This is a genomic window from uncultured Dubosiella sp. (assembly GCF_964018005.1).
GTDB classification, from domain to species: Bacteria; Bacillota_I; Bacilli_A; order Erysipelotrichales; family Erysipelotrichaceae; genus Dubosiella; species Dubosiella muris.
Window position 1 is genome coordinate 19,406 of record NZ_CAXHOA010000011.1, and the last position, 26,833, is coordinate 46,238.

Consider the following 26,833-nt stretch of genomic DNA (forward strand, 5'->3'; position numbering starts at 1 on the left):
GACGCCTTGAACCTTTTTTCGTATGTGGTGTTTCTTTTTACGTCGTCGGATCGTTTCGATATAATCAAGAAAAAGGAGATGATGTTGTATGCATCCAATCACAAACGCGATGGTCGTGCCCCATCCGCCTATCTTTTTGCCCAACATTGGACAAGGACGGGAAGCCCAGGCGCAGCCCATCCTCGACGCGTACCGGGCGGCCGCGCAAAAACTGATCGCCTCCCAACCGGAAACCGTGGTCATTGTTTCGCCGCACGCGCCAAGCTACTTCGACTACATTCAAATTTCCAGCGGGAAGGAAGGCGTCGGCGATTTGCACGCTTTTGGCGATTCCATCGACCGCTTTCAAATCCGCTACGATACCGAACTCATTGAGGAAATCAGCGCGATGTGCCTTCAGGAGGATATGCCCGCCGGCACGCTAGGCAAGCAGGACGGCCTGCTCGACCACGGCACGATGGTGCCGCTCTATTTTTTGAAAGACTTGCCGGCGTCGACCCGGTTCATCCGGATCGGCATTGGCGGCGTCAACGCCCGCCTGCATTATCAGCTGGGTTCGATCGTTCAACGCGCGGCCGCGAAGCTGGGTCGACGCGTCGCTATTGTGGGATCGGGCGATTTGAGCCACTGCCAAAAGGAGGACGGCGCCTATGGCTTTAAAGCGTGCGGTCCCGTTTACGACGAGAATATGATGCGCGTCTTAAAAACCGGCAATTTTCTCGCCCTGCTTTCGATTCCCGAACGCGATTCCGACGAGGCGATGGTTTGCGGGCAGAAATCGTTTTGCGTGCTGGCCGGCGCGCTGGACGGACTCGCCGTCATGGCAAGCGAGGGAGCGCACGCGGCGCCGTTTGGCGTCGGCTATGGCGTCGTGTCTTACGCCCCGCTTGGCTTGGATCCGCTTCGGCACTTTTTAATAACCGCCAACGCGCAGGCGCGGGCAGACTACGAAGCTCGCGTCGCCCGGGAGGACGACTACGTAAAGCTGGCGCGGACCACCATCAACAACGAAATCGAAAAGAACGAGTTGACACTGCCTTCCATGGATTTGCCCGAAAAACTGTTGAAGGAGCGCGCCGGGGTCTTCGTATCCATCCATGAAAACGGCCGGCTGCGCGGCTGCATCGGCACGACGAGTCCGACGCGCGAGTGCGTCGCCAGCGAAATCGTGAGCAACGCCATCGCCGCGGCCACCCGCGATCCGCGTTTTCCAGCGATACAGCCCTGGGAGCTCGAATCGCTTGAGATCCATGTTGACGTCCTCGGTCCGGCGTCTCGAATCGACTCCTCCGATTCGCTCGATCCCAAGCGGTACGGTGTCATCGTGACGAAAGGAAACAAGCGCGGGCTGCTGCTGCCGGATCTGGAAGGCGTGGACACCGTGGAGATGCAGCTTTCCATCGCGAAACAAAAAGCGGGACTCGATCCAAACGAGCCGGATTGCGTGCTCGAACGCTTTGAGGTGGAGCGCCACATATGAAATGCGAGACATGTTTTCGCCATTGCGCGCTTGCCGAAGGACAGATTGGCTGGTGCAAGGCGCGGCAGCGCGTCGGGGATGTGATCGTCGACCGCAACTACGGGAAGATCAGCGCGCTCGCGCTGGATCCGATCGAGAAAAAGCCACTGGCGTTTTTCCATCCCGGCTCGATGATTTTGTCGGTCGGCAGCTACGGATGCAATCTGGCGTGTCCGTTTTGTCAAAACCACGCAATCGCGCAACGCGATCTCGATGGATCCTGCGCCTGGGTGACACCCGAACAACTTGTGGAAAAAGCGGTTTCCCTCGTTCCGCGCGGCAACATCGGCATCGCCTTCACATACAACGAGCCAATGCTTTCGTGGGAGTTTATCCGCGATACCGGCCGGCTGGCCAAGGCGAGAGGCTTGCAGGTCGTCGTCGTGACCAACGGTAGCGTGACGCTTCCTGTTTTGGAAAAGGTGCTGCCGTATGTCGACGCGTTTAACATCGACTTGAAAGGCTTTTCCAACGCGTACTACGACTATGTGTCCGGGAATCTGGAAACCGTCAAACGATTCATTGAACGGGCGGCGACGGATGCGCACGTCGAGCTGACGACGCTTGTCGTGCCGGGAAAAAACGACAGCTTGGAGGAAATGGAGGCGCTCTCCAGCTTTGTGGCGTCGATTTCTCCGTCGATTCCGCTGCATTTGACCCGATACTTTCCACGATGGAAAGAGGAAACGCCCGCGACGTCCATCGAAACGCTGCAAGCGCTTCAAGCGGTGGCCCTTCGGCATCTCGACAAGGTTGTGCTAGGAAATGTATGATGTTTTTCGTTGACAAGCCAGAGGAAGGATGGTAGGATCATACCACTAGTTAGTTTAAACTAACGATTGACGAAGGAGAAACACATGCGAGCATTGAAGAAAATAAAAAAGATAGGAATCGCCCTGGCGGCGGTTTTCTCTATCGCTTATATGAGCGGGTGCGCGAGTCGTCCGGCGGACGAATCCGCCGCCGAAGAAACGAAAGTCGTGCAAACGGACAAGGGGGAGGTCGAGATCCCGGCCCATCCGCAGCGAATCGTTTCCGATTACTATTTGGGCGAGTTTCTGGCGGTGGACACCAAGCCGGTCATCGCCTCGCCGTACGCGCTGGACAATCCGTATTTGGCGGATCAAGTCGAAGGCATTGAACCGATGAATATCACCAGCGCGGAAACCGCGCAGGAAATGATCGCGGCCGCTGAGCCGGATTTGATCGTGACGATTACCGAAGCGGATTACGAGAAATACTCGAAAATCGCACCGACGGTGTACATCGAGGACGGAAAGCGCAGCGACGAGCAGCTGTTTCGCTATATCGCGCAACTTGTTGGCAAAGAAAAGGAAGCGGACGAATATTTGCGGAAATTCCACGAGAAAGTGGAAAAAACCAAGCCGGAAGTCCAGCAGGCGGTTGGCGACAAAACCGTTTCGATCGTGGAAGTGTGGCCGCAGCAAATTTACTCCATGGGCAGTCATTTCGCCCGGGGCGGAACGATTCTTTACGATTTGTGGGGACTGAAAGCGCCGGAAACCGTGCAAAAGGAAATGGTCGATGGGGACGAAGCGTACCAAGTCGTTTCGCTTGAAGCGCTGCCGGACTATACCGGGGACTATATTTTATACGGCGTCCTTTCGGACACGGATCCGGATTTTGTCACGGATTCGGCGATTTGGAACAACTTGCCGGCCGTACAGGCAAAGCGGGTGCTTCCGTATCGGCAAGTGGCGTTCATGCATCGGGATCCGATCTCGCTCAACGGCCAGCTCGATGAGCTGTACGCGTTTTTAACGGGCAAAGAGGTGCAGGAATGAGAAAGACGGTTAAAATCAAGCCCGCCTTTTATATGATTGTGATTTGTATCGCGGTGGTTTTCGCCGCGATTCTTTCTGTTTTTTTAGGGAGCACGAAAATCCCGGTTTTGGAAGTGCTTCAGGCGCTCGTTTCGCCCGATGGAACGAGCCACGCGCATTTGGCGGTTTTAGAGCTGCGCATTCCACGCACGATTGGCGATTTGCTTGTGGGCGCCGCCCTGGCTTGCGCGGGGGCGATGATGCAAGGGGTCACACGCAATCCGCTGGCGGACTGTGGCTTGCTTGGCATCAACGCTGGCGCGTCGTTCGCGCTGGCGCTTTGCCTTGGCGTGTTTTCCACGATGGATTTTGGATGGAGCGTCCTGGCTTCGATGGCGGGCGCCACAGTGGCGGCTTTGCTTGTGTTTGGCTCCATGCGGGTCGGCCGCCGTCCGTTCGATACCGGCCGGCTCGTGCTGGCGGGTCTGGCTGTCAGCATGTTGTTCACGTCGCTGGCCCAGGCCATTTCCTTGTTTACGAATACGGGACAGGACTTGGCGTTTTGGAGCGCTGGCGGCGTGGCCGGCATTCGGATGGAACAGCTGAAAATCGTGGGGCCGATCTTGCTGGCGGGCCTCGTGTGGGGTTTGCTGCTGGCGAAAAAAGTGGCGGTGCTCTCGCTTGGCGAAGAGGTCGCGCAAGGCCTGGGGGTGCCAGTCAAACGGGCGACGCTTCAATGTCTGGCGGCCGTGCTGCTCATGGCGGCTTGCTCGGTGGCGCTGGCGGGACCGATCGCGTTTGTCGGTTTGCTCGTTCCGTACATCGCGCGGTTTTGGATCGGGCCGAGCTATGAAACGCTCATTCCGGCTTCCATGGTGACGGGGGCGCTGTTTATGGTCGTGGCGGATTTGATTTCCCGGGTAGTCAACGCGCCATCCGAAACGCCGGTTGGCTTGATTTTCGCGATCATCGGCGTGCCGGTGTTCGTGGCGCTGGCGCGCAAAGGAGGACGCGGTTTTGAGTAAAAAACAAAAGAGAAGACAGCGCGTCGTGCTGCTTGGACTGCTGGTGGCGCTGCTTGGATTGGTCGTGGTCGACTTGCAGTCCGGCTACGCGAACATTTCGCTGACGCAAATCGGGGAGATTTTGAGCGGCCGGGCGAGCCGGGCGCTGACGTATACGTTTTTAGAGTTGCGGATGCCGCGAATCGTCGTGTCTTTGCTTGTGGGCGTCGGGTTGTCGGTGTCGGGGATGCTCATGCAGTCGGTGACCCGCAACGAGATGGCCGACCCGGGGCTGCTGGGGATGAACGCGGGATCGGGTCTGCTGCTGGCGGTGTTTTTCGTTTTTTTTAAACAAAGCGTGGATCGTTTCTCGTTTTGGCTGCCGGTTTTATCGTTTGCCGGCGCGCTAGGCGTGTTTGGACTCGAATACCGGCTGGCGCTTGTCCGTCAGAAGATGCATCCGAAGCGGCTGCTGCTCATGGGCGTGGCGATTTCGCTGGCGCTTTCCTCTTTGACGACGATGCTGATGCTGCGGCTGCCCGATCAGGACTATGCGTTTGTGCAAAACTGGCTGGCCGGCAACATTTGGGGCGCGAGCTGGGGAAACGCCGCGCTGCTCGCGGTCGGGTTTGTTCCGCTGCTGGGGGTGGCGTTTTATGGAGCGAAAACGCTCAACCTCTTTGATTTGGGCGAAATTCCGGCGACGGCGCTGGGCGTGGATGTCAAGAGGCAGACGAAAAAGTTTTTGCTGGCGGCCATCGCCTTGTCCTCGCTTTGCTGCGCGGTCGGCGGCGGCTTGAGTTTTGTCGGTTTGATTTGTCCTCACCTGGCACGCAAACTCGTGGGTGTCAATCATCGGGTGCTCGTGATTGGAAGCGTGTTGCTGGGTGGCGTGCTACTGACGGGCGCGGACATTGTTTCGCGCACATTGCTGCTGCCCAACGAGATTCCGGTCGGCATCGTGGCGACGGTGCTTGGGGCTCCGTATTTCTTGTATTTGCTAGTAAAGGAGAAGTAATGGAAAACAAAGAGAAAACGATTTTGGAAGGAAAAGGGCTGAAAATCGGCTACGATGGCAAAATCGTCGTGCCCGGGCTGGATGTGAAAATTCCCCGCGGCAAAATCACGGCGCTGATTGGTCCCAACGGCTGCGGAAAATCGACTTTGCTGAAAGCGCTCGCCCGCGTTCTTTCGATTGAAAGCGGCGAAGTGCTGCTGGAAGGAAAGAACATCTTTCAAACGCCGACAAAGGAAGTGGCGAAGCAAATGGCCCTGCTGCCGCAAGCCCCGCAGGCGCCGGCCGGCTTGAGCGTGGAAGAACTTGTGTCTTACGGGCGCTATCCGTATCAAAAAGGATTCGGGGCGCTGGATTCGACCGATCACGCCTTGATCGACGAGGCGATGAAAAACACGGGGGTCTACGATTTACGCGAGCGGGATATCGCGACGTTGTCGGGCGGACAGCGTCAGCGGGCCTGGATCGCGATGGCGCTGGCGCAGGACACGCCGCTCATTTTGCTCGACGAGCCGACGACGTATTTGGATATGGCGCATCAGCTGGAAATTTTGGAGCTGCTGCGAAAACTCAATGAAACTGCGGGCAAGACGATCGTTCTTGTCATTCACGATTTGAATTTGGCGGCCCGGTTTAGCGACTTTATGGTGGCGATGAAAGATGGGCGCATTTTGTTTGAAGGGGATGTGCGATCCGTCATGACCGAAAAGATGATGCGGGACGTGTTTGGCCTGGACGCCTATCTTGTGCCAGATCCGTGGTCGGGGCGGCCGACGATGCTGACGTACCGGCTGGCTCAATAGCCTTCGAAACCGTTTTGGTACAAAGTACCCCAAAACCGCTGGAAGTCGTCGGGCGTGATCGTCTTTTGCGCGCTTAAAATTTCATACGACTCGTTTTGCCACGTGTATTGGATGTTTGTTTCCTGGTAGCCGTTGCGAAGGTAAAACGCTTTTCTTCGGACGCGCTGCTCCCGGTTGTCGATGTGTTCGTGAATCGTTTCGATGTCGACTAAAATCGCCTGGTCGGGATGGGCGGTTTGAATCGTTTGCAGGATTCTCGAGCCGTAGCCTTTGTCTCTTAATTTTGGCTCGACGCAAAAATAAATGATGTGAACGATGGATCGGACGATGAGCAAGGAGGCGAAGCCGACCCATTGCGCTTCGTCGTGAAAGGAAACGACTTTGGCAAAACGGTCGTCGTCGATCAATTTGACGAGATCTTTCCGCTCGTTGGGGGGAAAGGAATGGCGGTACAACGACTGGATATTTGCGTAATCCGGATGTCGGGTGGAATGGATAAATTGATATTTTAGCATAATTTGGACTCCTGAAAAACAAGGCGTATCCTCATGGGTACGTCTTTATTTTAGTGGAAAGGGCGCGTGTTGTGTGCACGGATACTCTATGAGCGCAGAAAAGAAAACGAATCCCGGCTTTTTCGCGGGGACTCGCTTTGTTTTTAATCGTCGCCGTCGGTCGTCATTTCCTCGAGCAGTTTCCAGTCCTTGTAGCTTGATTTGACGTATTTTTTCACTTCTTTGGCGACGCCGCTTGTCAGGGCGTGGCGCTGGCGCGAAAGGGAGTAGTAAATCGTCAGGATCATTTCTTTGAGCTCCTCGTCGTCGAGCCATTGGAGCTTTTCCTCCGGGGTGTCATACAGCTCGTGATAAATTTTGGCGAGCACCGACAGCCGGTTGGCTTGCGTCACGTCGTCCATGACGTCGTCGAACGCCTGTTGGAGCTTGGGCTGCATGTAGGCAGCGATTTGTTCGTGTGTCATATTCAAATCTCCTTTTTCTTTTATTTTACTCGCTTATGAAAACGCTTACAAGTTAAAAAAGGAAAAAGGACTTTTGATTTTTTTCAAAAGTCCTTGAAAGGCTAGTTATTGATGAGAAGCTCGTCCTCGTTGTTCCAGCTGTACAGCTTGCGGATTTCCTCGCCCACTTTTTCGCTTGGATGGGCGGCCGCTTTGCGGCGCAGCGCTTTGAATTTTGTTTGTTTTCCCGCGTCGGACATACCAACGAGGAAGTCCTGGGCGAACGTGCCGTCCTGGATGTCGGATAAAATCTTTTTCATCGCTTTCTTCGTGTCTTCCGTGATGATTTTTGGTCCGGTAATGTAGTCGCCGTATTCCGCCGTGTTCGAAATCGAGTAGCGCATACCCGCGAAACCGCTTTGATAAATGAGGTCGACAATCAGCTTCATTTCGTGAATGCACTCGAAATAGGCGTTGCGCGGATCGTAGCCCGCTTCGACAAGCGTTTCAAAGCCCGCCTGCATCAAAGCGACGACACCGCCGCAAAGAACGGCCTGCTCGCCAAACAAGTCGGTTTCGGTTTCCGTCTGGAACGTCGTTTCCAGCACGCCCGCTCTGGCGCCGCCAATGGCCGCCGCGTACGCCAGCGCCAAATCCCACGCTTTGCCGGAGTGGTCCTGCTCCACGGCGATAAGGCAAGGCGTTCCTTTGCCGGCCTGGTATTCGGAACGAACGGTGTGCCCCGGCGCCTTTGGCGCGATCATCGCGACGTCGATATCTTTTGGCGGCTGGATGCAGCCGTAATGAATGTTGAAACCGTGCGCGAACATGAGCATGTCGTCCTCTTTCAAATTCGGTTTAATGCTTTCCTCGTAGAGCGCCGCTTGTTTTTCATCGTTGATCAAAACCATGATGATGTCGGCTTTTTTGGTGGCTTCAGCAGCCGTATATACTTCGAATCCCGCTTTTTCGGCTTTTTCCCATGATTTGGAACCTTCGTACAATCCAATAATGACATGGCAACCCGACTCTTTCAGATTCAATGCGTGGGCATGACCTTGCGAGCCATAGCCGATGATTGCGATCGTTTTTCCGTCTAATAATCCGATATTGCAATCGTTTTCGTAAAAGATCTTTGCGTTTTCCATATTTATACATCTCCCTTTATGGGGCATTATAATCGAATTTGAAAAAATGTTCAAGAAAGAATGAAAGTTTTTCACGATGTATGAAACCTTTGTTTCATAACCGTTTTGCGTTACAATAAGAAAACGGAAAGGAAGAAAAAACGATGAACTGGAATGATATTGATTTCTCAGCGATAAAAAATATGGTGGATTCCCTCTCCGACGAGGAGAAGAGCCGGATTCAGGACATGGCCCGGCAGATGATGAGCCAAAACGCCCCGAAAAAGGACGAAGAAGCGGAAGAAGAAAAAGAGGTTTCCCTGGCGGAACGACTCGGATTCGAGGAGTCGCTGTTTGTCGATCTGCCCGGAAAGATGCAGGACGCTCTGGAGGCGGCGGACGATATGGAAGACTATTACGAGGACGACCCGGAAGCCGATTTTTCGGCCGCGGCGCTTTTTTACGCCAAAGCGCTGCTCGAAGCATGCCGGCACGCGTTGTACGAGCCCATCAAAACCACGCTCGCCCCGAAAGGATTCGGGCCGAAAGCGTGCACGACGCTGGCGATATACCGCGACGCGTTGAACGAGGACGGGATCCACGCCCTGGTCGACGCCGGCCATGGCGAAAGCGCGGGCTGGATGGAGCTCAAAGCGCTGCTGGCGTGGATGGAGCTGCAGCTTCAGCGCGCCGAGTACGACGTGATCGCCTATCCGGATTTGCTTGTCATAAAACAAAAGCTGCTGGAGGAAAAAGGAATTTTGCGGCCTTTGCGGATGGAAGAGTAAAATACGTTGTTTTTTGGTACAACTCGTGCCCAAATCCGGGTTTTTCCGCTATAATAAAGTATATAGATATAATAAAAGGAGCTGCATTATGAACAACAAAATCGAACAAGCCAAAGGAAAATTGATCGTTTCTTGTCAGGCCCTTCCTGAAGAACCGCTGCATTCTTCTTTCATCATGGGTCGGATGGCCAAAGCGGCCAAAGAAGGCGGAGCCAGCGGGATTCGCGCGAATACGGTGGCGGACATCGAGGAAATTCAAAAACAAGTCGATTTGCCGGTGATTGGCATCATCAAGCGCCAGTATGGCGACAACCACGTATACATTACCCCGACGATGACGGAAGTGGACGAGCTGATGGCGATGGAAAATCCGCCGGAAGTCATCGCGATCGACGCGACTTGCCGTCAGCGCCCCGACAACAAATCGCTTGACGACATGTTCGCCGAAATGAAGGCGAAATATCCAAACCAGCTTTGGATGGCGGATTGCGCGACGCTCGACGAAATGAAACACGCCGACGATCTCGGCTTTGATTTCATTGGCACGACACTGGTAGGCTACACGCCGGAAAGCGAAGGCGACAAAATCGAAACGAACGATTTTGAAATCATTCGCGAGCTGCTGAAGACGGCCAAGCATCCGGTGATCGGGGAAGGAAACATCGACTCTCCGGAAAAGGTGAAACGCGTGCTTGACCTGGGCGCCTACAGCGTCGTGGTTGGCTCGATCATCACCCGTCCGCAAGTCATTACAAGACGGTTCGTGGACGCGATTGAAAAATAAAGAAAAGCGGATTTTTCGCGAAGCGCTGGCTGGAAATGGCGAGCGCTTTTTAATTTCCTTTTGGAGGGGTCTTTGCTATGATGGGACTTGTTTAAAAGCAGGTAAGGAGATCGAACATGGAAAACATCAAATTGGATCCGAATACGATATACAGCCAGGATTTTACCATTTGCGCCAACGGGTACGGCTGCCAGGAGGTGGACGCGTTTTTGGATCAAGTCATTGAAGACTATGAAGAGTATGACGAGAAGGTCCAGGAGCTTGACGAGGCGCTGCACCGGTTCCAGATGAAATCGGCGCAGCTTCAGGAGCAGGCCCGGGCGCTGCAAGCGAAAAACCAGCAGCTCCGCGAAGAGGCGAAAGCCTAGAACGGAAATCGGAATGATTTCTGCTTTTTTTTGGCAAAAGTGCATATAAAACCGCATTTCACAAATTCATCCCAAAAAGTGTTGACATTTGTTCTAAATTTATTATGATTTTTCATAAGAGGGAGAAGGAATATGATGAAGGAGAACAAAAAGAATGGGATCGACACTTTTATATATAGGGATGGCCGCCAGCGCGCGGAAATCGAATCCGGCAAGGAAGGGAAAAACAGGAGGTGTCGAGCATGTTAGGAAATGAAAATTTACGAATGGCCGCCTACGAGTGTGGAAGATTTCAGGGATTTGAAAGCCACTTGCAAGTGCTGAAGGCGCAATACGCCAGCAAAGCCAACGAAGTGGCGATGCGCCAGTGGGAAGAGCTGATCGCGGAAGTGAAGATGTTCATGGACGACCAGCAGCCCAACATCCTGTATTCTTTTTCGAAACGCAACGGAATCATCGCCGCGCAAGGCTTCACGATTGATTTTTATCCCCCGGCGCATACGTTCGCGAATCGGCTGATGAAGCTGCGCAGCCAAATTCTTTTGGCGATGGCGAACGTGGATTGCGGTTCGGGACTTTACAACGTATTGGATTCCCTGTATATCATGGTGCTGTACGCGTTGTACGACGACGAAAGCGGCCGGCATCTTGTTCGATGGAAGAGCGAGCACGAAAAGAATCTGCGCGCCTGGATGGATCCGGCGGATGTGGACGAAATGATTCAAAGCGTCCTGGAGGAGATTCTCATATAAGGACGCGGCGCGTCCTTTTTTTTGCGTGGTGTGTGCTATAATGAGAATCATCAATCATGGAATTAGGAAGAAGGAAATGTATGCTATCAAAAACACAGTTGGAACGGATGCTGACCCGCTGCATGCGCTCCAAGGCGGATTTCGCGGAAATCTTTGAAGAAGATGGAACAAGCGAAGCGATTTCGATGCTCAACGACGCCGTCGAAGACGTCAACCGGGTGCTGCGCAGCGGAATCGGAATCCGGTTGTACGCCGGAACCCGCTCAGTCTATGGATATACCAACGTGCTCGACAACGCGACGCTTGAGGAAATAATCGACGATTTGCGGGCGGCCATCGGGAAAGAGGAACAAGGAAAGGACGTTGTTTTGCACCCGACGCCTGTCAAAAACAACCATCCGGTCGCCGTGGATCCTGTCGACGCCTCGCTGGCAGAAAAAGTGGCTTTGCTCGACCGGGCGCAAAAGGCGGCGTTCGCGGCCAGCGATCAAATCGAGAAAGTCAACGGAACGCTAAGCGCCGTGCGCCAGCATGTGCAAATCGCGAACTCCGATGGACGTCTCGTGCAGGATACGCGCATTCGCACCCGCATGGCTTGCGCGGCGTACGCCAGCGACGGAACGACGCTCCAGTCGGGAACCGCTTCGCCGGGTGCCAGCATGGGGCTTGAGTTTTTCGACACCACGACGCCGGAAGCCATTGGTCAGGAAGCGGCGCGGGTCGCCATCGTGCTGACCAAGGCAAAACCGTGTCCGTCGGGCAAGATGCCGGTCATTATCGACAATGGATTTGGCGGCGTGATTTTCCACGAGGCGTGCGGCCACTCGCTGGAAGCGACGGCGGTCGCGAAAAACCAGTCGGTTTTTTGCGGTAAGCTTGGCGAGCGCATCGCTTCCGAAAAGGTGACAGCCATCGACGACGGGACGATTCCCAACGCGTGGGGCTCCCAAAACGTGGATGACGAAGGCAATCCGCAGCAAAAACGGGTGCTGATCAAGGACGGGATCCTTCAATCGTATATGGTCGACACGCTCAACGGCCGCCGCATGAACATGGCTTCCACCGGGTCGTCGAGACGGCAGTCGTATAAATTCGAACCGACTTCCCGCATGAGCAACACGTTTCTGGCGGCTGGCACCGACAGCCTGGAAGACATGCTCGATGGCGTGGAAAAAGGCTTGTACGCGAAAAAGATGGGAGGCGGCAGCGTCAATCCGCAAACCGGCGAGTTCAATTTCGCGGTGCAGGAAGGCTATTTGATTGAAAACGGAAAAATCACGGATCCGGTCAAAGGCGCTTCCCTCATTGGCAACGGCAAGGAGATTTTAATGCATATCGACATGGTGGGCGACAACTTGAGCCGTTCCCAGGGGATGTGCGGCTCAAGCAGCGGCTCGATCCCGACCGATGTCGGCCAACCGCGCATTCGCGTTTCAAAAATCACAGTAGGAGGAACGGCCAATGAATAAGCAGGCATGGATGAAGCGGGCCGCAGAACTTGGCCTGGAGCAGTTCGAGATTTACCAGGCGCTCGCTTCGCAAAAGGAATTCACATGGTTCGAGCAAACGCTGGACACGTTTGTGACAAGCAAAGTGCTGGGCACAAGCTTGCGGGCCATCAAGGACGGCAATGTGGCGACGATCGCGCTGGAGGAAGTCGACGACGGGAAAATGGACGAGGCGCTGCGCGCGCTGCTGGAACAGACGGCAATCGTGTCGAGCGAGGAGGCGGTCGCCCTGACGCCGGTGCATGAAGTCGTCGCGCTGGAAAATCCACATCGGTTCGAGCCGCTTTCCGTTGAGCAAATCGAAGCGATGCTGCAGGCGATCGAGAAAAAAGCGCTGGCGTTCGATCCACGAATCGTCCAGGTTGGCTATTTGGGATACGAGGAAGCCAAAGGCGGTCGTGAAATCACCAATTCGCTTGGTGTGCAGCTGACGGATGAGGACGCGGTTCAATATGTGGCGTGCACGATCGTCGCGCTGGAAAACGGCGAGTACAAAGACGCGACCAAAGTCCGGATCGTATACGATGCCGGATTTGACGTCGACGCGTTTGTCCGAGAGGTGTGCGAGGAAGCGCTGGGAAAACTTGGCGCGCATTCGATTCCTTCCCGGACGTGTCCGGTCGTGTTTGAAAAGGACGCGATGACGTCGCTGTTTGGGGCGTTCGCGGGGTTGTTTTCCGGCGACATGATCGCGAAGGGCATTTCCCCGATTTCCAAGGATTTAGGCAAAAAAATATTTTCGGAGCAAATCACGATTTTCGACGATCCGCGCCATACCGACGCGCTTTCGGTGGCGGCGTTCGACGACGAAGGGTTTCCGACCCGCCGCAAAACCGTCGTGGATCATGGCGTGTTCGAGCAGCCGCTGTACGATGCCCGGTCCGCGGCGAAAATGAACGTGGAAAGCACAGGCAACGGCTTTAAGTCGGGTTATGCCTCCCCGGTGCGTGTCAGCCCGATGAATATGTGGATCGAGCCGGGTACCGAGGATTTGGACGCGTTGTTGGCGCGCATGGGCGACGGGCTGGTCATTACCGATTTGATGGGACTGCATGCCGGGCTGCATTTCGCGTCGACGCAGTTTTCCTTGCAGGCGAGCGGCTATTTGGTAAAGGATGGCAAACGAGGCGATCCGGTGACTTTGATTACCGTGGCGGGACGTTTCCTCGATTTGATGAACGAGGTGGAAGCGGTTGGCAGCGATTTGGATTGGAGCTACAAGCAGATCGCGTCGCCAAGCATCTTGTTCAAGCAGTGCGCGATTAGTGGAGAATAAATATGGCACCTTACAACAATCAACAATTAAAAGACGCGCTGGTAGCGTTAAGAAAAGAAGAAAACCAGCAGACGATCAACGACATGGCCCGGACGTTGCGCGATACGAGCGTACTCGCGCCCGCCATGTGGGATCAGGAACCTCAAAAAGACGAGAACGGGCAGCTTGTGTTTGAGCCGAACACGAAAATTCAGCTCATGATCATGCAGGACGCGCAAGGAAACATGTATTTCCCGATGTTTACGAGTTTTGAAGAGCTGAAACAAGCCAATCACGACGACACCGTCCATGCGCTCGTGCTGTCCTTCGACCAGTTCATGTCGTTTGTGGACATGGCGAAAGGGCAGATCCAGGGCATCGTGCTCGATCCGTTTACGGAAAACGTGCCGATCGACGTGGAATTTTTGGAAGGCGTCGCCCGGACAAAGAAAACGGTGATCAAGCCGACGAAGCTGAAAAAAGGCGAGCAGCTGCAAGTGCGCGAGCCGCTGAAAAAGGTGGAGGCCCTGATTTCGGCGCTCAACGAGGAGGCGCAGAAAATTCCGTCGATTCAGGAAGTGTACTTGAAAGAGCGTCTGGAAGGCGACGATGTGCACTGGCTCGTCATCGTGGATATGAACCCGCAAGATCCCAAACTGTTTCAACGCCTTGGCGAAGCGTGCCGGGGAAAAACGGATGGCAAGGACATGGAGTTTATTTTTTCGACGATGCAAGTCGCGCAGCAAATCATGGCGGATTCCACGCCGATTTATATTAAAAACTAGAACGGAAGCGGCCGCGTAAAAACGTTGCCGCTTTTTTGCGGATCTATAAAAAACCGGCGAATGACTCGTGTGAATCAGACGCCGGTTTGGCTTTTATGGGAATTAGGAGGCCGCGTTTTCCGCATGGTCGTGTTTGGCTTTGTCGTGCATCATAATGAACACGTCGACGCCCAGCAGCAAGGCCGCGATGATTGTCACGTAGTGGGTCATAAACTGCGCGAAAAACGCGCCGATAATGACGTTGACTAAGAAAGTGACGACGAGAATGATGCTCAGCAAAAACCGGTACATGTCGTCGCTGTCGCGCAGATGGATGTACTTGACAAGGCGTTCGACAGCTTCGCGTAAATTGCCGTTTAAGTAGACGGTCGCCAGCGGAATGTGGTGGATTCGTCGAAAGGTGATGGCTTGCAGGCCGCAGACGAGTCCGAACATGGGATTGGCGAGCGCGTTCCACGAGGCGGGAAGCATCGTGGCGATGAGGATGAGGACGATTTCGCACAGGGCCGGGCCGATGCGCCATCCTTTCCGATCGTCGTGCAAATGAAAATGGGTGCCTAAAACGACGCCGAGCACAAAAAGCAACACGGGGAAGGTGTATTTCAAGATTTGGGAAAAGTCGCCGTTGGCGATATCCATGCCCAAATAGAGCAGATTTCCGGTTTGACTGGACGCGAATACCTTGCCGCGGGTGACGTAGCATCCCGCGTCCATGATCCCCACGCTCGCGCTGGCGAGTATCCCGACTCGCAAAGAATCCTCTCCATGTTTTTCGTCCTGAATGATTTGACGTACAGGATCCATAAAACCACCCGCCTTTTCTAGCTTTACTATACGGTGTTTTGTGTTTTTTTGAAAAACATGTGCTTTTTAAAGCGCGTCTTTGAGGCGGTTTGTGATCCAGGGAAGAATTTGATTTTTTCTTGACAGGACGTGTTCCATGAACAAAGGCGTTTGTTCCGTTGTTTCCAGGACGGATTTGAGCGGGCCGCCAAAGTAAAAGTACGAGCCTTTTTGCAAAATGTCGGTAAACACCATAACAAACAGGTCGGCGCCTTTGCGAAGCGCCTGCTCCTCGAGGGCTTCCTCGATTTGCTGGGCGGTGCAGGCGATGTCCTCGATGCTGGGAATCACGGCTTGCGCGATCAAAACGTTGCGGCTTTCGATGGTGAAGGCTTTGACGTCTTCTTCCAAAAAGCGGCTGGCGCTTTTTTGAGAACAGTTGGATGCCATGAAATACATGTCGTAAGCCAAATCGTCGGTTTTGACGGCGGCGATTTGGGAAAGTCGCTCGGCCAGCTCGATGTCTTTGGCGGTGGTGGTCGGGGACTGGAAGTTCATCGTGTCCGAGATGATGGCGCCCAGCATGAGGCCGGCCAGCGCTTTTGGAGGCTCGATGCCGCTTTCGAAAAACATGCTGGCGATAATGGACGTGGTGCTGCCGATGATTTCGTTGCGGAAATAAATCGGCCGGGTCGTGGAGAAGTCGTTGATGCGGTGATGGTCCACGACTTCGAGAATCGTCGCCTTTTCGATGTTGGGCACGGATTGGGAAAACTCGTTGTGATCCACGAGGATCATCGACTTGTTTTCGTAGTCGATTCCGGCGTCTTTGAGCAAGTAGCCGACCAGCCGGTGCTGGTCGTTGACGACCGGATAGGCGCGGAAGCGGTCTTTGCGCATTTTTTTGGCGGCGTCTTCCATGAACTCGTCGATGTGAAACATGTGCACGCTGCCGGACATGAGTTTTTGGATCGTGGGCGCGAAAAACAAATAACGGGAAGTGTTCATCGAGCCGTGACCTGATATAATGATCGGGCAGTGCTTTTGGGCGGCGAGCTCGAGGACTTCCTCGTCGACGTGGCCGCTCCAGACGATAATGAGCATGCCGGCGCCTTGCTCGAGCACTTGTTTTTGGGAAGCCGTGTCGTCGCCGATAATGACGATGCGGTCTTTGACCTGGTAGCGGTCCGCCTTGTGCCGGGACAGTGTGACGATGCTGACTTTTCCGTTCAGGTGGAGCTGCTCGTCGTCGAAGACGAGGTTGCCGTCCAGCGTTTTGGCGACGTCTTTCGTTTTGACGTCTTTGAGCAGGTCGATGCCAAGCGCGGTGTCGGCCAGGGCGATGACGCCTAAATCGTTGGTCGTGATCATGCCGACGACTTTTTGCTCGCTGTCCACGACGGCCATGAACGGCTGATGGCAGCGCCGCATTTTCTCGAGCGTTTCAAAGATGGTCGCGTCCTGCTCGACGACATACGGGCGCTCGAGCGGCAAATCGTACAGCCGCACTCTGGCGTCTTCGAGCAGTGGGGGCTCGTCAAAGTGGAACCGGTTGAGCAAATAGGCGGTTTCGTCGTTGAGCGGGCCAAGACGGCACGCCACGGCGGGAATCTGGTTTTGATTTTTTAAGTAGGCGTAACTGATGGCGGCCACGATCGAGTCCGAATCCGGGTGCCGGTGGCCGGTAATATATATCGTGTTCATACTTGAACAGTACCATAAATCCCTGAAAAGGGAAACAAAACGAAAAACTTCGTGTAGAAAAGAAACACTTTTTTTATAATAGGAAAAGAACAGAGAGGAGCACTATGAAACTTCCGGATTCCATTCAAAAAATCATGCGCCGGTTCCATGCGGCGGGCTATTTGTGCTATGTCGTAGGCGGCGGCGTGCGTGACACGCTGCTGGGGCGGAAAGCGCACGACTATGACTTGTGTACCGACGCCCTGCCGCGTCAGACGATGGCGTTGTTTGAAAAAACGATTTTGACAGGGGTGCGGCATGGCACGGTGACGGTCGTTGTCGACCACGAGCATGTCGAGGTGACGACGTTTCGTACGGAGAGCGGGTATGTGGATCACCGGCATCCGACGTCTGTTTGTTTTGTCAAAGATGTGCGGGAAGATTTGGCGCGGCGGGATTTTACGATAAACGCGATCGCCTACGCGCCGGAAACCGGAATCGTCGACCCGTTTGACGGAAGAGGGGATTTGGCACGGCGGCGAATCCGGGCGGTCGGGGATCCGGATCGCCGGTTTCAGGAGGACGCGCTGCGCATGGTGCGGGCCCATCGGTTCGCGGCTTCGCTTGGCTTTGCGATCGAGCCGTCGACTTTGGCGGCAATCGAGCGAAACGCGGCGCTGATTCGATTCGTGGCGGTGGAGCGGTTGCTTCCGGAATGGATGCGGATATTGCGGGACGATCCGTTTCAGGTGCGGAAGATGCTTTCTTTGTGGCGTCCGTGGCTGCCGGAATTGGAGGCGGCGGCCCATTGTGAACAAAACACGCCGTATCATTCGATGGATGTGCTGGATCACACGTTGTGCGCGATTGGCCATTTGCGCTCGTTTGATCCGATGTGCGCGTTTGCTTTGCTGCTCCACGATTTGGGGAAGCCATTCGTTCGCACGACCGATCCTGACGGCCGGGACCATTTCAAGGGCCATCCCAAGGTGAGTGTCGAAATCGCTAAGCGGGTTTGCCGGGATTTGAAACTGCCGAACGCGTGGAAAAAGACGATTCCGGAACTGGTTCGTTATCATGACGAGATCGTGAAACCGTCTTTGAAGTGGTTGTATCGGTTTCGGGTCGAGCAAGGCTGGGACGAGGAAATGATGCGGCGGTTGTTCGCGGTGCAGTACGCGGATATCATGGCGCATTCAAACGTGGGCCGACAGCGGCTGGCCGCGCTTGGGGAAATGATTCGTTTTTACGAGGAGGAGTCGAAGAGGCGTCCGCTTTGTCTGGCGGATCTGGCGCTTTCGGGGCAGGATGTCATGGCTCTGGCGCCGGTTCAGGGAAAAGCGGTTGGCCAGGCGTTGAAAAGTATGCTGGATTTTGCGTTTTACCATCCGGAACAAAATACCCGGGAGGGATTGACGCGTTTTATAAAGGAAAGGATTCATTGAGAATATGGAATTGTTGATTGTTTTACTGCTCGTTGTCTTGCTGGTGTGCGTGCTGGTTTTGTTTGTGTATTTGCTCAATCAGGGCCGGCGCAGCGAGTCGATCAACGCGCAGCTGCTGGCGAAAAACCAGGAGGCACTGACGGTGTCGTCCATGGCGGATCAAAAGATGGTTTCGCGGTTCGACTCCATTTTAAGCCAAATGCAGGCGCTGCAAAAAAACCAGATCCACTCAGCGGATTCGCTGGAGTGGGTGCAGGAGCAAGTCGAGGGGATGGCGCAAGTCATGACGAACACAAAGCGGCGGGGCAACTGGGGCGAGTACCAGCTGGATTACTTGCTGGGGACGTATTTGGGAGAGAATGACTCGATTTACTCGACGCAGTACACGCTGCCGAATGGAAAGATCGCGGACGTGGCGCTGCATTTGCCGGGAACGAAGCAGGTGCTGTGCATCGACTCGAAGTTTCCGATGGAAAACTTTATGCGCATGGACGACGATCCGGAGAGCCGGGACTACTACTTGCGGTTGTTTATGCAAAATATTAAAAAGCATATTGACGATATTTCGAATAAGTATATCAACGCGTATACGGCGCCGCAGGCGCTGATGTTCATTCCAAGCGAGGCCATTTACCAGTTTGTGTGCGGCAACTGCGACTCGTTGTTTAGCTACGCGCTGCAAAAACATGTGATGCTGACGTCGCCAACGACGCTGGTGGGCATTTTGTTTTCGTTGCAGACGAGCACGAACGACTTTTACCGGGCGCATCATTTGGAGGAGATCGAGCGGGAATTGTTTAAGCTGAAAGACGACATCGAGCGGCTGGAGGAGCGGACGGAGAAGTCGCTGAAATCGCTGGACGCGTTGAGCAAGCAGTTCCAGTCGGTGTACATTTCGGCGCGTAAGATTGGGACGCGGTTTGATTCGATGATCGAAGGAAAGGATGGACAACATGATTTCGACAATTAAAGGCGATATAACGGGCTTGGATTTTGATTTGATCGTGAACGCGGCGAACGACCAGTTTTTGCCGGGCGGCGGCGTGTGTGGCGCGATTTTCGCGGCCGCGGGTCCCGCGCTGGCGCAGGCGTGCGCGGCGCTACCGAAGGGAAAGGCGGGTGATGTGCGAATCACGCCGGCTTTCGACTTGCCAAGCAAGGCGGTGCTACATGCGGTGGGTCCGATTTACGAGGGAACGAAGCAAAACGCGGAAGACTTGGCGAGCTGTTACTGGAATTGCGTGGCGCTGGCGTACGAGTATATGCGGGAGCATGAATTGTCGCGGGTGAGTTTGGCGTTTCCTTGCATTTCGACGGGGATTTATGGCTATCCGCATGAGGCGGCTTGCGATGTGGCGATCCGGACGATTAAGAAAATCCGTTCGGCGTATCCGGATACGAAGGCGATCGACATCGTGTTTGTTTGTTTCGAGCAAATCGACTATGAATTGTATAAAAAGGCGCTGCGCTCGCTATGAAGTCGATGGTGGAGATCGCGCACGCGTTTCTTGAACCGTGTTTGCATCGGCAGGCTGTTTGCGTGGACGCGACGTTTGGCAACGGGAAGGATACCGCGTTCTTTGTGGAATGTGGCGCGCGGCTTGTGTACGCGTTTGACATTCAAAAAGAACTCATTGAAAAAAGAAGGGGCGATTTCGATGAAAGGGTGGTTGAGCTGATTGTGGATTCACATGCGCATTTGGATCGGTATGTCGACAAGCCGGTGGACGCGATCGTGTTCAATTTTGGTTTTTGTCCGCATGGGGATGAAACGATTACGACGATGCCGAAGGAGAGTGTGGAAGCGGTGCGAAAAGCAATCGGGCGCTTAAGAAAAAAGGGGCGGATGGCGCTGGTCTTGTATCCGCATTTGTTTGGAGAACAGGAATCGGACGCGCTGGAGCGGGTGTTGAGGCGGATCGACCCGCATGTGGCGACGATTCAGAGAGTGGAGAGTGTGAATACGAAAGCGGGGCCTTTTGTGCTGCTGGTGGAGAAAAAAGCAGGGGAAACAGGGAGAGAGTCGGAAACGATCTGATTCTCTTTTTTTGTTTTTAACCAAAAAATATATGCAGATTTTTTCAGAAAAGTTAAATTTAAAAAGAGAACGAAACATTTAATGAGGTATAATGAATAAAAAGAGAAAGATAAGAAAGGTGATATATTTTTATGACAAAAATGTTTGAAAGATTTCATGATCTAGGGATCATCCCGGTCGTCGTTCTCGACCATAAAGAAGACGCCGCGCCACTAGCCAACGCCCTTTGCGAAGGCGGTCTTCCCGCCGCGGAAGTGACATTCCGCACCCGCGAAGCCGCCGCCTGCATCGAGGCGATGAAAGCCGCCCGTCCCGACATGCTCGTCGGCGCGGGTACGGTTTTGACGACAAAACAAGTCGACGAAGCCATCAACGCGGGCGCGCAGTTCATCGTTTCCCCTGGATTCGACGAGGATGTCGTTCGCTACTGTATCGAAAAAGACATTCCGGTGACGCCGGGAACGTGTACGCCAAGCGACGTGCAAAAGGCGTACCGCCTCGGACTCGATGTCGTGAAGTTCTTCCCGGCCGAGCCGGCAGGCGGTCTGGCGATGATCAAAGCGATCGCAGCGCCTTACAACATGATGAAATTCATGCCGACCGGCGGCATTTCCGAAAAGAACATGGATGCGTATTTGAAAGAGGACGTCATCCTGTGCATCGGCGGCAGCTGGATGGTGAAAAAGGACTTGATCGAGGCGAAAGCGTTCGATCAGATCGAAGAAATGACGCGGCAGGCAGTCAAAAAATTGAATGAGGTAAGAGGATAAAATGAAAAAAGTCATTACATTCGGAGAATTGATGCTCCGGCTCGCGCCGGCAGGCTACACGCGTTTCGTGCAGGCCGATAGCTTTGGCGCGACCTACGGCGGCGGCGAAGCCAACGTCGCGGTATCGCTGGCCAACTACGGCCACGACGCGCATTTCGTCAGCAAACTGCCAGCCCATGAAATCGGGCAGGCGGCGCTGAACTCACTGCGCAAATACGGCGTGAACACAAGCGACATCGTGCGCGGCGGCGAGCGTGTCGGCATTTACTACTTGGAAAAAGGCGCCAGCCAGCGTCCAAGCAAGGTCATTTACGACCGCAAAGACAGCGCGATCGCGAAAGCGAACCCGGAAGACTTCGACTGGGATCAAATTCTGGACGGGGCTGAATGGTTCCATACGACGGGCATCACGCCGGCGCTCAACGACGAGGTGGCGGCCATCACGTTGGAAGCGATGAAGAAATGCCATGAAAAAGGCATTCCGGTATCGTGCGACTTGAACTACCGCAACAAGCTGTGGAGCAAGGAAAAAGCCAACAAAGTGATGAGCGAGCTGGCGAAGTACATCGACGTGTGCATCGCCAACGAGGAGGACGCCAAAGACGTGTTTGGCATCGAAGCGGCGAACACGGACATCCATGGCGGCCAAATCAACCACGAAGGCTACAAAGACGTGGCCAAACAGCTGATGGACACGTTCGGCTTCCAGAAAGTGGCGATCACGCTGCGGGAAAGCATTAGCGCGAACCGGAACTTGTGGAGCGCGATGCTGTATGATGGCAACGAGTACTGCTTCTCGAAAAAATACGATTTGAACATCGTGGACCGCGTAGGCGGCGGGGACTCGTTTGGCGGCGGATTGATCCACGCCTTGATGGAAGGCAAAAACAGCCAGGACGCGATCGAGTTCGCGGTGGCGGCCAGCGCGCTGAAGCACTCGGTGGAAGGCGACTACAACCTGGTGTCGGTGGACGAGGTCGAAAAGCTCGCCCAGGGCGATGGTTCGGGACGCGTTCAGCGATAAAAAACATTATTTTTGAAAAAGTGCTAAAAAGATAAGCACTTTTTATTTTGGAATCATAAAAGAAATAGAAAATAGTGTGATTGCGATGCGATGGGGAATAAAAAGTTGTAGAGGGGTATGATAGATGGTATTTTAAATGGCAAAGAAAGGAATTTGATTTATGAGAATTTCAAAAGAATGAGCCTTAAATTATTTGGATCTTATGAGCGTAAGCAGTGCGATTATGGTTACGTTTCTTCATGCAAATAATTGCTTTTGGATTTTTTCGGCTACGGAACGTTATTGGAAAAGTGCGAATATAATTGAAAGTATATTTTATTGTGCCGTCCCGCTTTTCTTCATGATCAGTGGAGTAACACTTATGGATTATTCTAAAAAGTATTCAACTAAGACTTTTGTGAAAAAAAGAATGAAAAAAGTGATGATTCCGTATGTTTTTTGGAGTTTAATAGGGATATTTTGGACCCATTATCTTTTTCCTTGGAATGGGCAGAAGGCTGTTCTTTCTTTTAAAGATATTGTTGCATTTTTAGTAAATGGAAATGGAATTCGCTATTTTTGGTTTTTTATTCCTTTATTTATGATTTATATTTCAATTCCGTTTCTAACTTCAATAGATGAAAAGAAAAGAATAAAAATTTTTAGTGGATATGTTGTACTTTACTTACTGATCAATGGGTTGATTCCATTTTTTAATTCGTTTTTTTCTTTGGAATGGAATACGAGTAGTTGGGCTATTCCGGTGATGGGAGGTTATTTGGTTTATCCATTAGCTGGATATGTCATCCATCATAGTGAATTTTCAAAGTCGCAGAAGAGATTCATATATTGTGCTGGTATTATCTCTTTGATCGTCATGATTTTAGGGACCTATTTCTCTTCCATAAGGATTGGAGCGATTAGTGAATTGTTTAGAGGAGATAAGAATTTACCGTGTTTATTGTATTCTTTTTCTTCCTTTTTATTCATAAAAGATATTTTTCCAAAAATTAAGCGAATTGACTGGTTTCGAAAAGGAATTGCTTTTTTTCGTTCTTACACTTTTAGTATCTATTTGCTTCAATTTTTTATTTTTGACTGGATTGAGCGATTTTCTGTAGTTGACCAACGCTCGATCTTATATAGATTGTATTTTCCCTTTGTACTTTGTACTTTTATTGTAGGGATCACAAAATTTATTCGGTTATTTTCCTTAGGAAGGCTGGTGCTCCCAAAGTAAATTGAGGGAGATTTGCGAGAAAAAGAAAGGGGTTGGATTATGGATTACATCGGTTACATTTATTTTCATCTTTTTTTTACCTTTATACTTGCTATAATGACCATGGCAATGTTGAATGCAAGTGAAAATTCATTGGCATAATAATCCGAAAAAGTTAAACGGGGGCTATGACTTTTTGGCGGAGAATTGAATTTTTAATCACTATCAAATGTCGAAAGGAGAATATAATGAAAGTAGTTATTTTAGCTGGCGGTTTTGGAACGCGAATTAGCGAGGAGTCCTATTTAAAACCAAAACCTATGATTGAAATTGGAGAGAAGCCGATCTTATGGCATATTATGAAATATTTTTCCCATTTTGGCTTCAATGAATTTATTATTTGTTTGGGGTATAAAGCACATAAAGTGAAAGAGTTTTTCGATGATTATTACCTCTATACATCGGATATTCAGTATAATTTTTCAACGGGAGAAAAAAAGGTTTTAAACAATTCAGCAGAACCTTGGAAAGTAACTTTGATTGATACAGGGTTGCACACATTGACGGGTGGCCGTTTAAAACGGGTGAAAGATTATATTGGTAATGAGCCTTTTATTATGACATATGGAGATGGAGTGGCTGATGTCGACTTAGAAAAATTAATTGAGTTTCATAAAAAAGGCAATCGTTTGGCGACGATCACAGCGGTTCAACCGGGAGGACGATTTGGCGTTTTAGATTTAGCAAAAGATGGACAAATCAAATGTTTTAGAGAAAAATCAGTTGAAGATGGAGGCTGGATTAACGGAGGCTTTATGGTTCTTGAACCTAAGGTATTAGAATATATTGAAGGGGATCATACGACTTTCGAACGTGAACCACTTGAAACCATTGCATCGGAAAATCAGTTGGATGCGTATAAGCATCACGGTTTTTGGCAATGCATGGATACAATGAAAGACAAGCAGCAGTTGGAAGAATTATTTGAAAAAGGAGAAGCACCATGGAAAGTTTGGAAGGATTAAAAAAATTTTATCAAGGGAAAAAAGTTCTCATTACAGGACATACGGGTTTTAAAGGATCATGGCTTTGTGCGATTTTGCATTATTTCGGAGCGGAAGTGAGTGGAATTTCTTTGAAGCCGAACACGAATCCATCCCTTTATGAGGTGGGAGGAATTGATGATTTGGTTCATTCGTATATTTGCGATATAAGAGATCTGAATAAAATGGAAAAAATCTTTTCAGAAGAGAAGCCGGAAATCGTTTTTCATCTGGCAGCCCAGCCGATCGTTTTGGATTCTTATACGGATCCGGTATACACCTATGAGACGAATGTAATGGGAACAGTCAATGTTTTGGAATGTATTCGAAAAACACCAAGTGTAAAATCGGTTGTCAATATCACAACTGACAAAGTATATCAAAACAATGAATGGAACTGGGGATACCGGGAAATTGACCGTTTAAATGGATATGATCCATATTCGAACAGCAAATCGTGTTCAGAACTGGTAACCGATTCATATAAAAAATCATTTTTGGAAGAATTGGGGGTTATTGTTTCTACAGCACGTGCAGGAAATGTGATTGGCGGCGGTGACTTCGCGAATTTCCGAATTATCCCAGACTGTGTAAGAGCCATGAAAGAAGGAAAAGAAATTGAAGTGCGAAATCCAAATTCTACTCGACCATATCAACATGTGCTGGAGCCGTTATTTGCCTATTTAATGATTGCAAAAGAGCAATATTTAGATAAATCAAAAGCGGGAAGCTACAACATTGGACCGGACGAGACGGACTGCATTACGACGGGTGATTTAGCGACAATTTTTTGTGAAGAGTGGGGAGAAGGCGCAAAATGGCATGCGATAGATTATAATGCGCCTCATGAAGCAAATTTTTTGAAGCTGGATTGTTCGAAATTAAAATCAATGTTTGGATGGAAACCAAGATGGAATGTACGAGAAGCCGTAGGAAAGACGGCAGAATGGTCGAAAGCCTATTTTGCTAACGAAAACGTATTGGATACGATGTTGAAGCAAATTAAAGAATATTTAAAGGAGGAAGAAAACAATGTTTAAAAATAAAACAGAGCAGGAAGCAAGAAACGAAATTCTTCAAATGGTTAGTGAATATTGTGATACATACCACAACCAAAACAAAGAGTATCAGGAAGGGGATCGCATTCCTTACGCGTCACGTGTATATGATCACGATGAAATGGTCAATCTCGTCGACAGCTCTTTGGATTTCTGGTTAACGTCTGGGCGTTATACGGATGAATTTGAGAAGAAATTGGCAGAGTATTTGAATGTTCGGTTCTGCTCATTAGTCAATTCGGGATCAAGCGCGAATTTATTGGCTTTTATGACATTGACATCTCCATTATTGGGCGAGCGTCGTGTAAATCGTGGAGATGAAGTCATCACGGTTGCGGCGGGCTTTCCAACAACTGTGACTCCAATGATTCAATATGGTGCAGTGCCTGTTTTTGTGGATGTTACAATTCCGGGCTATAACATTGATGTGACAAAGCTGGAAGACGCTTTGAGTCCAAAAACAAAAGCCGTTATGATTGCCCATACTTTAGGAAATCCGTTTGACTTGAAAGCAGTAAAAGAATTTTGTACCAAAAATAAGCTTTGGCTGATTGAAGACAACTGTGATGCGTTGGGATCAACTTACACGATTGATGGAGTGACAAAACAAACAGGAACAATTGGCGATATTGGAACTTCCAGCTTCTATCCGCCTCATCATATGACGATGGGAGAAGGTGGCGCTGTCTATACAAACAATCCTGTTTTGAATAAAATCGCTCGTTCTTTCCGTGATTGGGGAAGAGATTGCGTATGCAACCCGGGACAAGATAATATGTGCGGACATCGTTTTGACCGCCAATATGGAGAACTTCCAATCGGTTACGATCATAAGTATGTTTATTCTCATTTTGGTTACAACTTAAAGGCCACAGATATGCAGGCGGCTATTGGATGTGCGCAGCTAGAAAAATTTCCTACATTTGTTGAAAGACGAAAAGAAAATTTTAGACGAATGAAGGAAGGACTCAAAGGATTAGAAGAATATTTAATCTTGCCAGAAGCAACAGAAAATTCGGATCCAAGCTGGTTTGGTTTCTTGATTACGTGCAAAGAAGGCGTAGATCGGAACGCGCTTGTTCAATATATTGAAGACAAAGGCGTGCAAACGCGGATGTTGTTTGCCGGAAATTTGACAAAGCATCCATGCTTCGACGAAATGCGTGCAGAAGGAAAAGGCTATCGAATCGTAGGCGACTTGACAAATACGGATCGTATTATGAATGAATCGTTCTGGGTTGGATTGTATCCGGGCATGTCCGAAAAGAAAATTGATTACATGGTGAAAGTAATTAGAAACTATTTTGAAGAAAACTAACTTCAAAATAGTTTTCGTTTTGT

The 26,833-nt window shown here is 51.4% G+C and carries 28 protein-coding genes; 23 read left to right on the top strand and 5 right to left on the bottom strand.

What is annotated here, in order from left to right:
- Positions 1-88: 88 nt before the first annotated feature.
- The 6 genes from amrA (at position 89) to ABNS49_RS08575 (ending at position 6,125) form a co-directional block, all read left to right on the top strand.
- Positions 89-1,480, top strand: coding sequence for an AmmeMemoRadiSam system protein A (gene amrA, locus ABNS49_RS08550; RefSeq protein WP_288341949.1), 1,392 nt, complete (start codon positions 89-91; stop codon positions 1,478-1,480).
- Entirely contained in the window at positions 1,477-2,292 is an 816-nt protein-coding gene (amrS, locus tag ABNS49_RS08555) for an AmmeMemoRadiSam system radical SAM enzyme (protein WP_135979772.1), read from the top strand. Before amrA ends, amrS begins: the two co-directional genes overlap by 4 nt.
- A gap of 84 nt (positions 2,293-2,376) precedes the next feature.
- On the top strand, positions 2,377-3,324 hold the full coding sequence (locus ABNS49_RS08560) for an ABC transporter substrate-binding protein (RefSeq protein WP_135979773.1): 948 nt from the start codon (positions 2,377-2,379) through the stop codon (positions 3,322-3,324).
- On the top strand, positions 3,321-4,328 hold the full coding sequence (locus ABNS49_RS08565; RefSeq protein ID WP_135979774.1) for an iron ABC transporter permease: 1,008 nt from the start codon (positions 3,321-3,323) through the stop codon (positions 4,326-4,328). The genes ABNS49_RS08560 and ABNS49_RS08565 overlap by 4 nt, the downstream gene beginning before the upstream one ends.
- A complete protein-coding gene (locus tag ABNS49_RS08570) occupies positions 4,321-5,325 on the top strand; it encodes an iron ABC transporter permease (protein ID WP_135979775.1) in 1,005 nt (334 codons plus the stop codon). Before ABNS49_RS08565 ends, ABNS49_RS08570 begins: the two co-directional genes overlap by 8 nt.
- Positions 5,325-6,125 carry an ABC transporter ATP-binding protein gene (locus ABNS49_RS08575; protein WP_135979776.1) on the top strand — a complete coding sequence of 267 codons (801 nt, stop codon included), beginning with the start codon at positions 5,325-5,327 and terminating at the stop codon, positions 6,123-6,125. Before ABNS49_RS08570 ends, ABNS49_RS08575 begins: the two co-directional genes overlap by 1 nt.
- On the opposite strand, the gene ABNS49_RS08580 is transcribed toward ABNS49_RS08575, so the two are convergent.
- The 3 genes from ABNS49_RS08580 to ilvC form a co-directional block, all read right to left on the bottom strand.
- Entirely contained in the window at positions 6,119-6,640 is a 522-nt protein-coding gene (locus tag ABNS49_RS08580; RefSeq protein WP_135979777.1) for a GNAT family N-acetyltransferase, read from the bottom strand. The two genes, ABNS49_RS08575 and ABNS49_RS08580, sit on opposite strands and share 7 nt — an antisense overlap.
- Before the next feature lie 143 nt (positions 6,641-6,783).
- On the bottom strand, positions 6,784-7,104 hold the full coding sequence (locus ABNS49_RS08585; protein ID WP_135979778.1) for a hypothetical protein: 321 nt from the start codon (positions 7,102-7,104) through the stop codon (positions 6,784-6,786).
- A 101-nt stretch (positions 7,105-7,205) separates the two neighbouring features.
- Positions 7,206-8,231: a ketol-acid reductoisomerase gene (gene ilvC, locus ABNS49_RS08590; protein WP_135979779.1), complete on the bottom strand. Its 1,026-nt coding sequence runs from the start codon at positions 8,229-8,231 to the stop codon at positions 7,206-7,208.
- Positions 8,232-8,374: 143 nt separating this feature from the next.
- Between ilvC and ABNS49_RS08595 the strand changes: the two genes are divergently transcribed.
- From ABNS49_RS08595 to ABNS49_RS08625, 7 genes are all read left to right on the top strand, one after another.
- On the top strand, positions 8,375-8,998 hold the full coding sequence (locus ABNS49_RS08595; RefSeq protein ID WP_135979780.1) for a hypothetical protein: 624 nt from the start codon (positions 8,375-8,377) through the stop codon (positions 8,996-8,998).
- Positions 8,999-9,086: 88 nt separating this feature from the next.
- Positions 9,087-9,782: an N-acetylmannosamine-6-phosphate 2-epimerase gene (locus tag ABNS49_RS08600; RefSeq protein ID WP_135979781.1), complete on the top strand. Its 696-nt coding sequence runs from the start codon at positions 9,087-9,089 to the stop codon at positions 9,780-9,782.
- 116 nt (positions 9,783-9,898) lie between these two features.
- On the top strand, positions 9,899-10,150 hold the full coding sequence (locus tag ABNS49_RS08605) for a DivIVA domain-containing protein (protein ID WP_135979782.1): 252 nt from the start codon (positions 9,899-9,901) through the stop codon (positions 10,148-10,150).
- 242 nt (positions 10,151-10,392) lie between these two features.
- Positions 10,393-10,902: a hypothetical protein gene (locus tag ABNS49_RS08610; protein WP_135979785.1), complete on the top strand. Its 510-nt coding sequence runs from the start codon at positions 10,393-10,395 to the stop codon at positions 10,900-10,902.
- 80 nt (positions 10,903-10,982) lie between these two features.
- Positions 10,983-12,371, top strand: a complete 1,389-nt coding sequence (locus tag ABNS49_RS08615) for a TldD/PmbA family protein (RefSeq protein WP_288342771.1) — start codon at positions 10,983-10,985, stop codon at positions 12,369-12,371.
- A complete protein-coding gene (locus tag ABNS49_RS08620; RefSeq protein WP_288342769.1) occupies positions 12,364-13,686 on the top strand; it encodes a metallopeptidase TldD-related protein in 1,323 nt (440 codons plus the stop codon). Before ABNS49_RS08615 ends, ABNS49_RS08620 begins: the two co-directional genes overlap by 8 nt.
- A gap of 2 nt (positions 13,687-13,688) precedes the next feature.
- Positions 13,689-14,450 (top strand): enhanced serine sensitivity protein SseB C-terminal domain-containing protein, encoded by a 762-nt coding sequence (locus ABNS49_RS08625; protein ID WP_135979788.1) that lies wholly within the window; start codon positions 13,689-13,691, stop codon positions 14,448-14,450.
- Between the two features lie 102 nt (positions 14,451-14,552).
- Here ABNS49_RS08625 and ABNS49_RS08630 read toward each other — a convergent pair whose 3' ends face one another.
- Positions 14,553-15,254 (bottom strand): YoaK family protein, encoded by a 702-nt coding sequence (locus tag ABNS49_RS08630; RefSeq protein WP_135979789.1) that lies wholly within the window; start codon positions 15,252-15,254, stop codon positions 14,553-14,555.
- A gap of 66 nt (positions 15,255-15,320) precedes the next feature.
- A complete protein-coding gene (locus ABNS49_RS08635; protein ID WP_135979790.1) occupies positions 15,321-16,937 on the bottom strand; it encodes a putative manganese-dependent inorganic diphosphatase in 1,617 nt (538 codons plus the stop codon).
- A gap of 104 nt (positions 16,938-17,041) precedes the next feature.
- Between ABNS49_RS08635 and ABNS49_RS08640 the strand changes: the two genes are divergently transcribed.
- From ABNS49_RS08640 to rfbH, 10 genes are all read left to right on the top strand, one after another.
- Positions 17,042-18,361 carry an HD domain-containing protein gene (locus tag ABNS49_RS08640; protein WP_135979791.1) on the top strand — a complete coding sequence of 440 codons (1,320 nt, stop codon included), beginning with the start codon at positions 17,042-17,044 and terminating at the stop codon, positions 18,359-18,361.
- A gap of 4 nt (positions 18,362-18,365) precedes the next feature.
- On the top strand, positions 18,366-19,331 hold the full coding sequence (locus ABNS49_RS08645; RefSeq protein WP_135979792.1) for a DNA recombination protein RmuC: 966 nt from the start codon (positions 18,366-18,368) through the stop codon (positions 19,329-19,331).
- Complete coding sequence (locus tag ABNS49_RS08650; protein WP_135979793.1) at positions 19,315-19,839, top strand: macro domain-containing protein; 525 nt, start codon at positions 19,315-19,317, stop codon at positions 19,837-19,839. The genes ABNS49_RS08645 and ABNS49_RS08650 overlap by 17 nt, the downstream gene beginning before the upstream one ends.
- Complete coding sequence (locus tag ABNS49_RS08655; protein WP_135979794.1) at positions 19,836-20,399, top strand: class I SAM-dependent methyltransferase; 564 nt, start codon at positions 19,836-19,838, stop codon at positions 20,397-20,399. Before ABNS49_RS08650 ends, ABNS49_RS08655 begins: the two co-directional genes overlap by 4 nt.
- 131 nt (positions 20,400-20,530) lie before the next feature.
- The gene (locus ABNS49_RS08660) at positions 20,531-21,169 is read left to right on the top strand and encodes a bifunctional 4-hydroxy-2-oxoglutarate aldolase/2-dehydro-3-deoxy-phosphogluconate aldolase (protein ID WP_135979795.1); all 639 of its coding nucleotides are present in this window, start codon (positions 20,531-20,533) and stop codon (positions 21,167-21,169) included.
- Position 21,170: 1 nt separating this feature from the next.
- Entirely contained in the window at positions 21,171-22,193 is a 1,023-nt protein-coding gene (locus tag ABNS49_RS08665; RefSeq protein ID WP_135979796.1) for a sugar kinase, read from the top strand.
- Positions 22,194-22,386: 193 nt separating this feature from the next.
- Positions 22,387-23,412: an acyltransferase gene (locus ABNS49_RS08670; RefSeq protein ID WP_277820776.1), complete on the top strand. Its 1,026-nt coding sequence runs from the start codon at positions 22,387-22,389 to the stop codon at positions 23,410-23,412.
- Positions 23,413-23,639: 227 nt separating this feature from the next.
- Positions 23,640-24,416: a glucose-1-phosphate cytidylyltransferase gene (gene rfbF / locus ABNS49_RS08675; protein WP_135979798.1), complete on the top strand. Its 777-nt coding sequence runs from the start codon at positions 23,640-23,642 to the stop codon at positions 24,414-24,416.
- Complete coding sequence (rfbG, locus tag ABNS49_RS08680) at positions 24,395-25,474, top strand: CDP-glucose 4,6-dehydratase (RefSeq protein ID WP_135979799.1); 1,080 nt, start codon at positions 24,395-24,397, stop codon at positions 25,472-25,474. Before rfbF ends, rfbG begins: the two co-directional genes overlap by 22 nt.
- The gene (gene rfbH, locus ABNS49_RS08685; protein ID WP_135979800.1) at positions 25,467-26,810 is read left to right on the top strand and encodes a lipopolysaccharide biosynthesis protein RfbH; all 1,344 of its coding nucleotides are present in this window, start codon (positions 25,467-25,469) and stop codon (positions 26,808-26,810) included. The genes rfbG and rfbH overlap by 8 nt, the downstream gene beginning before the upstream one ends.
- Positions 26,811-26,833: the final 23 nt, after the last annotated feature.

Excerpts from the sequence above, each read along its gene's own strand:
- ABNS49_RS08630 (WP_135979789.1), bottom strand. The coding sequence starts at position 15,254 with ATGGATCCTGTACGTCAAATCATTCAGGACGAAAAACATGGAGAGGAT.
- ABNS49_RS08625 (WP_135979788.1), top strand. The coding sequence starts at position 13,689 with ATGGCACCTTACAACAATCAACAATTAAAAGACGCGCTGGTAGCGTTA.
- ABNS49_RS08600 (WP_135979781.1), top strand. The coding sequence starts at position 9,087 with ATGAACAACAAAATCGAACAAGCCAAAGGAAAATTGATCGTTTCTTGT.
- ABNS49_RS08635 (WP_135979790.1), bottom strand. The coding sequence starts at position 16,937 with ATGAACACGATATATATTACCGGCCACCGGCACCCGGATTCGGACTCG.
- ABNS49_RS08610 (WP_135979785.1), top strand. The coding sequence starts at position 10,393 with ATGTTAGGAAATGAAAATTTACGAATGGCCGCCTACGAGTGTGGAAGA.
- ABNS49_RS08620 (WP_288342769.1), top strand. The coding sequence starts at position 12,364 with ATGAATAAGCAGGCATGGATGAAGCGGGCCGCAGAACTTGGCCTGGAG.
- rfbG (WP_135979799.1), top strand. The coding sequence starts at position 24,395 with ATGGAAAGTTTGGAAGGATTAAAAAAATTTTATCAAGGGAAAAAAGTT.
- ABNS49_RS08650 (WP_135979793.1), top strand. The coding sequence starts at position 19,315 with ATGATTTCGACAATTAAAGGCGATATAACGGGCTTGGATTTTGATTTG.
- ABNS49_RS08645 (WP_135979792.1), top strand. The coding sequence starts at position 18,366 with ATGGAATTGTTGATTGTTTTACTGCTCGTTGTCTTGCTGGTGTGCGTG.
- ABNS49_RS08660 (WP_135979795.1), top strand. The coding sequence starts at position 20,531 with ATGACAAAAATGTTTGAAAGATTTCATGATCTAGGGATCATCCCGGTC.
- ABNS49_RS08585 (WP_135979778.1), bottom strand. The coding sequence starts at position 7,104 with ATGACACACGAACAAATCGCTGCCTACATGCAGCCCAAGCTCCAACAG.
- amrA (WP_288341949.1), top strand. The coding sequence starts at position 89 with ATGCATCCAATCACAAACGCGATGGTCGTGCCCCATCCGCCTATCTTT.
- ABNS49_RS08580 (WP_135979777.1), bottom strand. The coding sequence starts at position 6,640 with ATGCTAAAATATCAATTTATCCATTCCACCCGACATCCGGATTACGCA.
- rfbF (WP_135979798.1), top strand. The coding sequence starts at position 23,640 with ATGAAAGTAGTTATTTTAGCTGGCGGTTTTGGAACGCGAATTAGCGAG.
- amrS (WP_135979772.1), top strand. The coding sequence starts at position 1,477 with ATGAAATGCGAGACATGTTTTCGCCATTGCGCGCTTGCCGAAGGACAG.
- ilvC (WP_135979779.1), bottom strand. The coding sequence starts at position 8,231 with ATGGAAAACGCAAAGATCTTTTACGAAAACGATTGCAATATCGGATTA.
- ABNS49_RS08665 (WP_135979796.1), top strand. The coding sequence starts at position 21,171 with ATGAAAAAAGTCATTACATTCGGAGAATTGATGCTCCGGCTCGCGCCG.
- ABNS49_RS08655 (WP_135979794.1), top strand. The coding sequence starts at position 19,836 with ATGAAGTCGATGGTGGAGATCGCGCACGCGTTTCTTGAACCGTGTTTG.
- ABNS49_RS08595 (WP_135979780.1), top strand. The coding sequence starts at position 8,375 with ATGAACTGGAATGATATTGATTTCTCAGCGATAAAAAATATGGTGGAT.
- ABNS49_RS08615 (WP_288342771.1), top strand. The coding sequence starts at position 10,983 with ATGCTATCAAAAACACAGTTGGAACGGATGCTGACCCGCTGCATGCGC.
- ABNS49_RS08640 (WP_135979791.1), top strand. The coding sequence starts at position 17,042 with ATGAAACTTCCGGATTCCATTCAAAAAATCATGCGCCGGTTCCATGCG.
- ABNS49_RS08560 (WP_135979773.1), top strand. The coding sequence starts at position 2,377 with ATGCGAGCATTGAAGAAAATAAAAAAGATAGGAATCGCCCTGGCGGCG.
- ABNS49_RS08565 (WP_135979774.1), top strand. The coding sequence starts at position 3,321 with ATGAGAAAGACGGTTAAAATCAAGCCCGCCTTTTATATGATTGTGATT.
- rfbH (WP_135979800.1), top strand. The coding sequence starts at position 25,467 with ATGTTTAAAAATAAAACAGAGCAGGAAGCAAGAAACGAAATTCTTCAA.
- ABNS49_RS08605 (WP_135979782.1), top strand. The coding sequence starts at position 9,899 with ATGGAAAACATCAAATTGGATCCGAATACGATATACAGCCAGGATTTT.
- ABNS49_RS08575 (WP_135979776.1), top strand. The coding sequence starts at position 5,325 with ATGGAAAACAAAGAGAAAACGATTTTGGAAGGAAAAGGGCTGAAAATC.